The sequence below is a fragment of the Polaribacter sp. Q13 genome (genome assembly GCF_016858305.2).
Lineage (GTDB): Bacteria > Bacteroidota > Bacteroidia > Flavobacteriales > Flavobacteriaceae > Polaribacter.
In genome coordinates, this window is record NZ_CP074436.1 from 3642682 (window position 1) to 3654986 (window position 12305).

The 12305-nt window shown below is 29.3% G+C and carries 8 protein-coding genes; 4 read left to right on the forward strand and 4 right to left on the reverse strand.

From position 1 onward, the window contains the following. Positions 1 to 28: 28 nt before the first annotated feature. Entirely contained in the window at positions 29 to 1564 is a 1536-nt protein-coding gene (locus tag JOP69_RS15360; RefSeq protein ID WP_203391786.1) for a toxin-antitoxin system YwqK family antitoxin, read from the reverse strand. Between the two features lie 116 nt (positions 1565 to 1680). Here JOP69_RS15360 and JOP69_RS15365 point away from each other — a divergent pair, with 116 nt between their 5' ends. Beyond that, on the forward strand, positions 1681 to 2658 hold the full coding sequence (locus JOP69_RS15365) for a polyprenyl synthetase family protein (RefSeq protein WP_203391787.1): 978 nt from the start codon (positions 1681 to 1683) through the stop codon (positions 2656 to 2658). A gap of 12 nt (positions 2659 to 2670) precedes the next feature. On the opposite strand, the gene JOP69_RS15370 is transcribed toward JOP69_RS15365, so the two are convergent. Then, complete coding sequence (locus tag JOP69_RS15370; RefSeq protein ID WP_203391788.1) at positions 2671 to 5079, reverse strand: TonB-dependent receptor; 2409 nt, start codon at positions 5077 to 5079, stop codon at positions 2671 to 2673. 78 nt (positions 5080 to 5157) lie between these two features. Further along, positions 5158 to 6675 carry a GH3 auxin-responsive promoter family protein gene (locus JOP69_RS15375; RefSeq protein WP_203391789.1) on the reverse strand — a complete coding sequence of 506 codons (1518 nt, stop codon included), beginning with the start codon at positions 6673 to 6675 and terminating at the stop codon, positions 5158 to 5160. Positions 6676 to 6757: 82 nt separating this feature from the next. Between JOP69_RS15375 and JOP69_RS15380 the strand changes: the two genes are divergently transcribed. Next, positions 6758 to 7549 (forward strand): DUF2797 domain-containing protein, encoded by a 792-nt coding sequence (locus JOP69_RS15380; protein ID WP_203391790.1) that lies wholly within the window; start codon positions 6758 to 6760, stop codon positions 7547 to 7549. Positions 7550 to 7675: 126 nt separating this feature from the next. On the opposite strand, the gene JOP69_RS15385 is transcribed toward JOP69_RS15380, so the two are convergent. Continuing rightward, positions 7676 to 8806 carry a vWA domain-containing protein gene (locus JOP69_RS15385; protein WP_203391791.1) on the reverse strand — a complete coding sequence of 377 codons (1131 nt, stop codon included), beginning with the start codon at positions 8804 to 8806 and terminating at the stop codon, positions 7676 to 7678. Between the two features lie 239 nt (positions 8807 to 9045). Here JOP69_RS15385 and JOP69_RS15390 point away from each other — a divergent pair, with 239 nt between their 5' ends. Together JOP69_RS15390 and JOP69_RS15395 are read left to right on the forward strand one after the other, a co-directional pair. Then, on the forward strand, positions 9046 to 11250 hold the full coding sequence (locus JOP69_RS15390; protein ID WP_203391792.1) for a histidine kinase: 2205 nt from the start codon (positions 9046 to 9048) through the stop codon (positions 11248 to 11250). Between the two features lie 295 nt (positions 11251 to 11545). Continuing rightward, positions 11546 to 12277: a LytTR family DNA-binding domain-containing protein gene (locus JOP69_RS15395; RefSeq protein WP_203391793.1), complete on the forward strand. Its 732-nt coding sequence runs from the start codon at positions 11546 to 11548 to the stop codon at positions 12275 to 12277. The last annotated feature ends 28 nt before the right edge of the window (positions 12278 to 12305 follow it).

The following is a 12305-nucleotide window of genomic DNA, read 5'->3' on the forward strand; positions in this document are numbered from 1 at the left end:
ATTTTCTTGTCTTTTTTTAGAACTAAATTTAATCAAAAGTTTTTGTTGATATTTTTTTGCCTAGTTTATAAAGAATTTCTTGAGTTACATCTCCTGCCAAACTATAATATTTCCAAATACCATCTTTATCATTATTAGCGTAATTACCTTCTATAGAAACGGTATTTGCTGCGTTATACTTTTTGTAAAGTCCATGTTTGTAATTATTTTCGTACGTAATCTCTTCTAATAATCTACCTTTTTTAGAATCAAAAAACTTCCACAATCCATTCTTGTATTTTTTAAAAAAAGTACCGCTTTTAATTAATATACCATCACTATTATATATTTCTACAGTAGCATTGTCAGATTTCCCTATTCTTTTTATAATTTCTCTTTTATTTCCATTTTCGAAATAAGATTCTAAATTAATTGGGTTCCCTTTTTCATAGAATCGCTTTACCAAAATCATTTCGTTAACATTATATTTAAAATAATCTCCCTCTAATTTTCCGTCTACATAGGTGCCAGATTCTTTTAATTTTCCTGTTATATGATATCTCTTATAAGAATAACTTTTAGGGTCTTTGTAAGATTTTTCGTAGGTAATGTTTCCATCTTTATCTTTCTCAAACCAATTTCCACTAGGCTCTCCTAAATTATATTCTTCTAAGTAAACATTACCTCTAGAATACTGTCTAAACCACTTGCCGTGTCTTTTGTTATTTTTAAAAAACTCTACTTTTGTTTTTTCTCCTTCTTTATTATATTGAACATATTCACCATCTACACGTCTATCTTTATAAGTTTTTTTAGATTGTAAAGTACCATCGTCATAAAACCTTTTTTCTGTATAGTCTCCTTCAGAAAGATATGTTTTTTCCCATTTTAAGATACCTTCATCATTTTTTTCAAACCAATAACCATCCTTTTTACCTTCTTTATAATTTTGGATATATTTTATATTTCCATTTGTATGATATGCTTTAAAAGTATACGTTTTTGGAGTCGTATATTTTTTTTCAAAAAGAAGGTTTTTTCCTTCAATTTTACTAAACCAAGTACCTTTAGGAATATCATTTTGATATTCTTCTTGATTGATAATATTTTTTTCTGTGTTTCTTCTATATTTAGATTTTTTCCAAAAGATTCCATCTTTTAAATCATTTTTATAGTTTTCTTTAGCTATTTTTTCTCCTTCTTTATTATAGGTAATCCATTCTCCCGATTTTTTTCCAGAAGAGAAATTTCCTTTTTGTTCTATAGATTTATCTTCAAAATAAGTAGTAAAATCTCCATCTTTAAGACCATTTTTATAATTTACTTCAGAAATTAAATTGCCATTACTGTCATAATTTATTCGCTTATTAAAAATGATTCCATCAGTAAATGAAATTTTAGAATAAGATCCATCTCGTTTAGCAATTTTAAATGTACCTTTTAATTTGTCGCCTTTTAAATTTTTGTAGATAGTTTCTTTTCCAAATTTTTGAATGTCAATATCTCTCCAAAGCATTGTTTCTTGCGAAAAAATTACGTTTTGAAATAGAAATAAAATAATTAAATAGATAAATGCTTTTCTCATTGTCTTTTTAGTCTTAATAAATAGGTGAATTTTGTTGTAAAATTATTGTTTTTTTATTTAAAACAGTGTTTTTATTATTAATCTATTATTTTTGCTTCGAAATTATTTTTCGTAAAATGAAACCAGTAGAACTTATAAAACTTCCCATTAAGAATGAGATGGAACTCTTTGAAGAAAAATTCAAAGATTCTATGTTGTCTAAGGTTCCACTCTTAAACAGAATTACCTATTATATTGTTCGTAGAAAGGGAAAACAAATGCGACCAATGTTTGTCTTTTTGGTAGCAAAAATGGTTTCTGATGGAGGTTTTGATGAGAGAACTTATAGAGGTGCTTCTGTAGTAGAGCTAATACATACGGCAACTTTGGTGCACGATGATGTGGTAGATGATAGCAATAGACGTAGAGGTTTTTTCTCTGTTAATGCACTCTGGAAAAATAAAATTGCGGTTCTGGTTGGAGATTTTTTACTCTCAAAAGGATTATTATTATCCATAGATAATGAAGATTTCGATTTGCTGAAACTAATTTCTATTGCCGTTCGAGAAATGAGTGAGGGCGAATTACTTCAAATAGAGAAAGCAAGAAAGTTAGACATTACACAAGATGTTTATTTTGATATTATTCGTAAAAAAACAGCGACTTTAATTGCTGCTTGTTGTGGTATTGGTGCAGCTTCTGTTGGCGCTAATAATGATACAGTACAACAAATGCGGAAATTTGGAGAATATATTGGTATTGCCTTCCAGATTAAAGATGATTTGTTTGATTATTCTGATGAAAAAATTGGAAAACCTACAGGAATTGATATTAAAGAGCAGAAAATGACGCTACCTTTAATTCATACCTTAAATACTTGTTCTAAAAAAGAAAAAGCATGGTTAATCAATTCGATTAAAAAGCACAATAAAGATAAAAAACGAGTTAAAGAGGTAATTACTTTTGTTAAAGGTAATGGAGGAATAGAATATACCACCGCTAAAATGAATGATTATAAAAATAAGGCATTAGCTATTTTAGAAAACTATCCAGAATCTGAATATAAAAAGTCTCTTTTCACCATGATAGATTACGTAGTAGAACGTAAAATATAGTTTACTATACTTTTAAATATTAGCTTTTAAAGAAATTACAAAATTTCTACCGGGAGAAACAATTCCAGAACTATAAGGTCTGTAACGCTTGTCTGTAATATTCTCTAATCCTGTAGATATTAGTAAATTATCAGTAAATCTATAAGACGTTTTTAAGTTTAATGTTATATAAGAAGGAGAGTATGGGTTTCCGTTTTTATCAATTGCGTAGATATAATCTTTTGCTTTTTCACTATCAGGTAAATCTTCATAAGCAACAGAGCCACTATAATCTGCGTATAATTGGGCTTTTAACTTACTAGCATTATACGTAAGACGTGTGGTACCAAACCAAGGAGCAGCATGTCTAGAAGGACTGGTGTCTCCGTTGTCTAATTCTTCTTCTCCTTTTTGATAACTAATTGTAGAAGATAAACCAATTCCATTTCCTAATTCAGCCTCAAAGCCTGTTTGAAAACCATATACATTAGCAACAGCAGCATTTTGAATTGCTTGTATTGTACTTAATTCACCATCATAAATCATTTCAGTTTCACCATTTAAAGTGTAATCTCTTTGTACCATGGCATCTTTTAAATTAGTATAAAAACCGGTAAGTTCAATTTTTAAGTAATCGCCAAATGTTTTTACTGCAGAAACATCGATATTATAAGCATATTCTGCTTTTAAGTCTGGGTTTGGTACCACAACAGAACCAGGTTCCGAATCGAAAACTTTACCAACGTCATCTACATTGGGTGAGCGAAAAGCTGTAGAGAAATTAGTGCTTAATAACCAATCATCTTCAGGTCTAAAAACCAAACCTAAACTACCAGTTAAAGCGCCATCACTTATATTTGCATCTGTAAAAGGAAAATCGTAAAAAGTAGTATCGAAAGTTGCATTTAAACTGTAAAAATTATAACGCAAACCAGATTGTAAAACCCATTTTTTAGAATAATTATACTGGTTAGAAACATAAAAACCTAAAGAAGACCAATTAGAATCTGGATATCTACTTGGTCCAGCTTGAGAAATATTAGTAGAAATATCTGTATTAACTCCTGTAGAGTTTACGTCATTATAAACATATTCTGCTCCGTAAAATAATTTACTTTTTCTATTTAAACTTTTAAAGAAATCGAGGTTAGTAGAATAAGCATCTACTCTTTCTGTTCTTGTTTCTCTTTGATCGTCATTAAAATCTCTACTTATTCTACTTTCATCAAATTTTTGATAGGTTAGTCTTAAAGTAACATCATCATAAAAAGTACTATTTCCTTTTTTGTTGATTTCAAAATTATTCATCATCCATTTTTGTGGGCCGTAGCTCCATTCTCCATATTTAGGATTTCCGTCTTTAGTCATTAAATGTCTATCATATCTAGAATAACTAGAAGTTTCCGATAGATGAAAACCATATTCGAAGTTCCATTTTTCACTTGGTTTAAACCTCACTTTTTGCATCAAGTTGGTTTGTGTGTAACCAGTAGGCGTTTGAATTTTTGGATTTTTATTAGTAATTACAATATCTTCATTATTTTGCCTTTCTACATATACATTTCTTAAATATTCATCCGGACCATTACTACCCATTTTTAAATCGCCATAATCATTATAGCTCAAACTGGTAACAAATGCCCATTTTTTATAGCCTAAATTAAAATCGGCATGATAGGTTTTTTCTTCATTTGCAGAAGAAAATCGGGTAAACGCATTTCCTGTAATTAGAGTTTCATCATCTAAAGATAAACTTGGAGATAAAGTTTTAAAACTCATTACTGCTCCAATAGCATCACTGCCATAGATTACAGAACCTGGCCCAAAAATTATTTCGGTTTCTGCAATAGCAAAAGGGTCTAAAGAAATTACATTTTGAAGATTACCCGCTCTAAAAATGGCGTTATTCATTCGAACTCCATCAATCGTATATAATAATCTGTTGGTTGCAAAACCTCTTATCATTGGGCTTCCTCCTCCTTGTTGACTTTTTTGCATAAAAACTTTACCAGAAACAGTAAGTAAGTCTGCTGCCGTTTGTGTGTTCATTAATTGTATTGCCTTTGGCGATATAACACTAACTTTAGAGGCTAAATCAGATGTTTTTTGTTTCCATCTTGTAGCTGAAATAACAATTTCATCTATTTTTAAAATAGTTGGAGTAAGTTTTACTATAAAGTTATTTTTCTTTAAAGCTTGATAACTTCTAAATTGTGTTTTAAAACCTAAAAATCGAATTTCTAATTTTTCAGCGCTTTCAAAATCACTAATATCCGCTTGTCCTTTTCCATTAGTAGTAACGTAGTCATTGGTTAACTTGTTAAATATGGTTACTTGCTCTAATTGTTCTTTAGTCTCTTTGTTTAGAATAGTAAGAATTTGGGAACTTGCAGTAAAGTTTAGAAACAAAAGGAAAAAAATAAAAGTAATTTTTTTAATCATTTTATGTTTTTAGGTATAGATATTTTTTTGATTTAATCATCAAAAATCATGCCTATCAGCTAAGAATGAAAAATAATATTAAGAATTTTTTAAGACTAATAATTCTTCTACAAAATCTCTTGTATTAGATAATCTAGGTACTTTATGTTGGCCTCCTAGTTTGTTTTTTTGTTTTAACCAACTATAAAATAAACCATCTTCTACTTGGTGCACTTTTGGAGCCATTAAAGTCATATTTAAATAGCGTTTAGCTTCATAATCTGAATTAATAGATTTTAATGCATTGTCTAGTATTTCAGAAAAATAACCAATAGATTTTGGTTTTTTACTGAATTCTATAATCCATTCATGTCCACCTTTTTCTTTACCTTCCATAAAAATGGGACCTACGGTATAATCAGAAATAGTAGCTGTTGTTTTTTCACAGGCTAGCTTTAAGGCATCTTCAACATTTTCTATATTTAGTTCTTCCCCAAAAACATTTATATAATGTTTTGTGCGTCCCGTAATTTTAATTCGATAAGGTTCTAAAGAGGTAAAACGAATGGTATCACCAATTAAATAACGCCACAAGCCTCCGTTTGTAGTAATAATTAAAGCGTAATCGATGTCTTTTTTAACATCAGAAAGTGTTATAGTTTTAGAATTTTCTCCTTTATATGAACTCATCGGAATAAATTCATAAAAGATTCCGTAATCTAACATTAGCAATAATTCTTTGGAGTTATTTCTATCTTGAATCGCAAAGAAACCTTCTGAGGCATTGTAAATTTCGTAATATTTAAAATTCTTTTTTGGAATGATTTTTTTGTATTGTTCTCTGTAAGGATTAAAATTTACACCTCCATGAAAATACACTTCTAAGTTAGGCCAAACTTCTAAGATATGCTCTTTTCCAGTTCTTTCTAAAATACGGTTTAGCAGTACCAACATCCAACTTGGTACACCTGCTAAACTTGTAATATCTTCATCGATAGTTTCATCAATAATGGCATCCATTTTTGTTTCCCAGTCACTCATTAAAGCCACTTCTTGACTAGGAGCAGAGCTAAAATCTGCCCAAAAAGGCATGTTTTCTATAATAATTGCAGATAAATCTCCAAAATAAGAATTGTTGTCTTGGTAAACATCCGAACTTCCGCCTAGGCGCAATCCTTTACCTGTAAAAAGTTGTGTGTCTTCATTATTATTAATGTATAAACACAACATATCTTTACCGGCTTTCATATGGCAATACTCTAAAGCTTCATCAGAAACAGGTATAAATTTACTTTTTGCGTTGGTGGTTCCGCTACTTTTTGCAAACCATTTAATATCTGTTGGCCAGAATAAATTTTGTTCGCCTTTTCTACAACGTTCTATTAATGGTTCAAAAGTTTCATATTTCTGAATAGGAACATTTTTAGTGAAATCTCTATGGTTTTTTATGTTGGCATAGTTATATTTTTTACCAATTTCTGTGTTTTTTGCAGAATTTACAAGCTTTAGAAGTAATTCATTTTGAACATCAATAGGATATTTTAAAAATAACTCTATTTGATGTTTTCGTTTCTTTAAAAACCAAGAAATTATAGAATTGATAATTTGAAAAGCCATAGAAAATCGTAAGTTTGTTTTAAAGGATTTTAGAACAAGTACTGTTTTAAAACCAAAGTTTAAAAATACTAAAATTTGTGCGATGATTTACCAAGGAGTTTTAAAAAAAATGATGACTGAAAATGCAGAACAAATTCAGTATTATTTAGATATGAAAACTGATTTTATAAACATGAATCAGTTAATAAATAAAGAAATAACCATCAATTTTGTAACTTATGAATGTTTAAACTGTGGTTTAGAAAAGAAAATTTATCGACAAGGTTTTTGTAAATCTTGTTTTTTTGAAATTCCGAGTGCCGCAGATTGGATTATGAAGCCGGAATTAAGCAAAGCACATTTAGGGATAGAAGATAGAGATTTAGCGTATGAACAAGCGGTACAATTAAAGCCACATATTGTGTATTTGGCAAATTCTAGCAATGTAAAAGTGGGCGTAACAAGAAAATCGCAAGTGCCAACACGTTGGATAGATCAAGGAGCACACGAAGCAATTGAAATTCTGGAAGCTCCCAATAGATATTTAGCAGGTATTACCGAGGTTGCTTTAAAAGACCATGTAGCCGATAAAACCAATTGGCGTAAAATGCTAAAAAATGATATTGAAGATGTGGATTTGGTAGCTTGGCGAGAAAAATTAAAAGAATTTATACCAGAAGAAGCAAAAGAATACTTTATCGAAAATAATTCTGAAACACATATTAATTTTCCAGTTATAAAATATCCAGAAAAGCCTAAAAGTTTAAACTTGATTAAAACACCAACTTATAAAGGTAAATTAGTTGGAATAAAAGGACAGTATTTAATTTTTGAAGACGAGACTGTTTTTAATGTTAGGAGTAATGAAGGTTTGGTGGTTTCTATAACTATCTAAAATTCTTTGTTAAACTAAACAAAATAATTATTACACAAAGATTCACAGAGAAAGTCATTGTTTTTTTCCTGTGAATCTCTGTGGAATGCTCTGTGTGGCTCCGCTAAATAACTACAGTATTACCTTTTACCAAGAATAATTTTTAGATTTAGCTTGTCTCTTAATGGCATTTATCATAACGTTATTCAATTCATCTTTTTTGGTGCCTTCTTTTTGTTTTTTAGTAATAAATTTTCTTCTTTTAGTATCTAGTTCTTTAATTTTTTGCTGAATTTCGGTACGTTCTTTAGCTTTGGTTTTTACATAACTTTTTATTTCGGCTTCCGATTTATTTTGCAAATCTTTAGGTAGTTTGTCTTTTTTAATTTTTCCATAATCTACTTGCTGTTTTTTATCAGCATCTACCAAATCCCAACTAGAGTTATCATACAAACGAGAACTTTTACTAACTGCTCTTTTTACAATAACCACTTCGTCTAAAGACTCCGCATTCATATCTTGTTCTTTCTGAGAAGAAAATTTAGAATATCCTTTGTTGCCATAATAAATATAGGTTTTGTTTAATCTTTTGTTTAGAATAAGAATATCGTCATCATAAGGAGTTACAATATGTACAATTTTTTTATCCTGATTTATTGTCATATAATCGCCACCACCTATATCAGCACCATCTTTCCACATTCCAGAAATTCCGTTTGAATAATTACCACAAAAAATGGTATTGATAATTACATTTTTTTCTTTTGCATCTGTAATAGCTTCTTTATAATTGATTTTTCCTTGTGTAAAAGGTTCGTTACCAGCAATAAAAATTAGCTTTAAATCGTTTTTATTTTCGCCCCAAGATAGTTCGTTTAAGGACGTCTTTATTACTTGTCCGCAAAACTCGTTTCCGCCATTTGTGGTTAAAGAGAAAAGTTTTTCAGAAATTTCATCTAAATCGTTACTAAACTGTAGTACTTGTTTTATATACCCTTCTCTAGAGGATAATCTAGAATTACCATATTCATACAAAGCAATTTCTAAATTAGGTTTCTGAACGCCATATTTAGCATAAGAAAGCTCGTTTACAATTTCCCAAAGTTGTGCTTTTGCTTGGTTTATCAATCCATCCATACTGCTACTGGTGTCTAGCAATAATGCAACTTTAATGGTTTGCTTTTCTACTTTTTCTGTTGATGGTTTGTCTGTTGCAAAATAATTTGTGGTTACAAATAAGAGTAGCACTGATACGACTTTTAATACTGAATTTTTCATAATAGATTTGTTTTTAGGTTTTATAAATGATTAAAAGGTTGGTTGCGTTTGATAGGTCAATATTAACACCAACTTTCTTCTTATAAAACCGATAATGAGTGAAACCTCCTTTTGATTGAGTGAATGAGAATACAAATTGAGTAACACTTTATTTTTAATTGAGAAAATGGACATATTAAAGGAATTCCCATTTTTTTGGATGCTTTTTTGTGTGTATGTTTACAGTATTAAATAACAGAATGATTTTAAAAAATTACATAACGGGACTTTTTATCTGCTTATTTGTAGCTGTTTCTGCACAAGAAATAAATACAGATTTCCAAACCAATCAATTCGATGTAAAGGTTGTTGTAGAAAATAAAGATTCTGGAGACTATATTAAAAATGCAGAGGTTTTTGTAAGCGGAAAGTATTTTAATTATGATGAAGTTAGAAGTTGTTATTTAATTAAAGCTAGAGTAGGAGACCAACTAAGAGTTTCGAATCCGGATTTTGAAACGGTTTATTATACGATAAAATCGGATGAAGAAATTAAAATTTTGGTAGAAGGCTTGGAGTCACAAAGAGAACTTATTATGAGTAAAAGTTCTCGAAAAGAGAAATCGATAAAAGCACCAGATTATTATCATCAATATTTAGATTCAGCTAATTTTTATAAGAAAAAAGACATCGATCTAAGTTTGTCTTTTGTAGAAAAAACGTTACAAAATAAGGAATCTAAGCAACGAAATTCAGTTTCTTATAAAACACTAGCAGATATTTATTTGTATTGGAAACAATATGATTTAGCTGTAAATAATTACAAACTTTCTATTCAGATAAATGAAAATACGGCAACAAAGATCGCATTGGCTAATGCTCAGTTTTTATTAAAAGATTTTAGTGAAAGTAAAAAAACATACGCTGAATTAGAAAAGCAAAAACTGAGTAATTATGAACGGATTCTTGTTTTAGAAGGTTTGGGAGATGTTGTTTTTTCATTGAAAAAATATTCAGAGGCAAAAAAGTATTATCAGCAATCTTTAAATATTGCTAAAGAAAACTTAGTAACTCCAAAAATTACAGATTTAAACTCTAAGTTGGCAACTGTTTTTGCATCCGAAGGAAATATTACTCAAGCAAATATTCAGTTTAAAAACTCGTTAGATCTAGCTACAAAAGAAAACGTAAATAGAGCTTTAGAAGAAGAAGAAAAAGTAGCCGATTTTTATAATAAATCAAATCAATTTGATGATGAAATTAAATTACGAAAAGAAAGTCTTTTAAAAGCTGAGAAAAACAAAACATCAGAAAAAAAGTTAAATTATGAACCAGATTCTATTACTTCTCAAAAAATAAACTATAAAATTGGTAACGCCTATATTTTAAAAGAAGACTATCAAAATGCAATTCCGTTTTTAGAAAAAAGTAAAAAAGATGCGGATGAAAAAAAGGATATTACTATAGAAAAAGATGCTACTAGAAAATTATCTGAAGTGTATGCAACGGTTGGTGACTATGACAAAGCATTAAAAAGTTACCAAGATTATGTACAATTGGTAGATGAATCTTACATACAAAAAGAGCAAGAAATTCAGCAAGTAAAACGTTTTTCTAAGAAAATTTCAGACAATCAAAACCGAATTTCTAGTTTAGAAAAAGACAAAGAATTGGCAGAAAGTAAAATTAGTTTGGCGTATATAGATCAAAAATTATCCGAAGAAAGTAATCAAAGACAACGATTAATTATTTATAGTTTAATAGGTGGTTTTTTATTGATGAGTTTGTTGGCGTATTTTATGTTTAGAAATATCAAACAACAAAAATTAGCAAATAATTTATTGGCATTAAAATCGATGCGCTCTCAAATGAATCCGCATTTTATTTTTAATGCTTTAAACTCCGTTAACAGTTTTATTGCAGTAAATGACGAACGGAATGCTAACCGATATTTATCAGAATTTTCGGCTTTAATGCGTGCCGTTTTAGAAAATTCTGATGAAGATTTTATTCCTTTAACAAAAGAAATAGAATTACTAGAATTGTATGTAAAGTTAGAGCATAATCGTTTTAAGGAAAAATTCGAGTATCAAATTTCTGTAGATGAAAACATCAATTTAGAACAGTTTTCTATTCCGCCGATGCTGCTACAACCTTATATAGAAAATGCCATTTGGCATGGATTAAGATACAGAAAAGACGTTGGGAGTTTAGAGGTTTCATTTGCTAAAAAAGACAATGAAACGGTTTCGGTTATCATAAAAGATAACGGAATAGGAAGAAAGAGATCACAAGAATTAAAGACCAAAAATCAACTGAAACAGCAATCAAAAGGAATGAATAACATAAAAAATAGAATTGCTATTTTAAATGATATGTATAAAGACAGAATTTCTGTGGTTGTTTCTAATGTTTTAGAAAACGGAGAAGGAACTAAGGTTGAGTTGTTATTGAAAAAGAAGTAGTCAGTCGCAGTTTTCAGTAACAGTAAAACAGTACTCAATTACAGTTTTTAGCCAAATAAGCTTTACTTCTTTAATCAAGAAATAAGATATAGATTGAGAATAGTTTGTCATTTTTGCGTAGGCAGGAATCTATAATTGGCTTTTAAATATTCTTTAATTTATTAATATTAAAAAAGTTGACAAATAAGTTTAGCCCTGATTGGAGCAATTGTTTGAGCTCTTTTTAATTCTTTTTCAGAATTAAAAAAGCGAGTGCGGAAAGCAGGAAATAGCTTCAAAAAAAATAAATAAGTCTATGAAATTAAAAGCAATTATTGTAGAAGACGAACAAATAAGTAGAGATATTCTGCGAAATTATATTGGTAAATACTGCCCTAATGTTCAGTTGTTGGGCGAAGCAAGTAATATTGATGATGGTTACAAATTAATTAAAGAACACGAATTAGATTTGGTGTTTTTAGACGTAGAAATGCCTTTTGGTAATGCGTTTGATTTGTTAGAAAAAGTAGAAAACAGAACGTTTGAAACTGTTTTTGTAACCGCGTACGATCATTATGCAATAGAAGCCTTAAATAGTCATGCAAGTTACTATTTACTAAAACCAATTTCTATAGACGAACTTATAAAAGCAGTAAATATTGTTACCGAAATTAAGGAAAAAGAAAACCAGCTACAAAATCAAATATTAGCACCAAAAGCAAATTCTGCAACGGGTAAAATAACCATTCCGCAACAAGACGGTTTTGAAGTTTTAGATATCAACGATATTGTTTTCTGTAAAGCAGACGATAATTATACCGAAATTCATTTGGCTAACTCAAAGAAATTAGTAAGTAAAACCTTAAAATATTTCGAAGAAGCCTTAACCGAATATACGTTTGCAAGAATTCATAAATCGTATTTGGTAAATGTAAATGCCATTACCAAATATAAAAAAGGAAAAGGAGGAAGCGTAATTGTTTCTAACGGAAAAGAAATTTTAGTTTCTGCCTCTCAAAAAGGAAATTTATTGTCATATTTTAAGTAAATTTATAGTTCAATTTTAGAACTTAAAA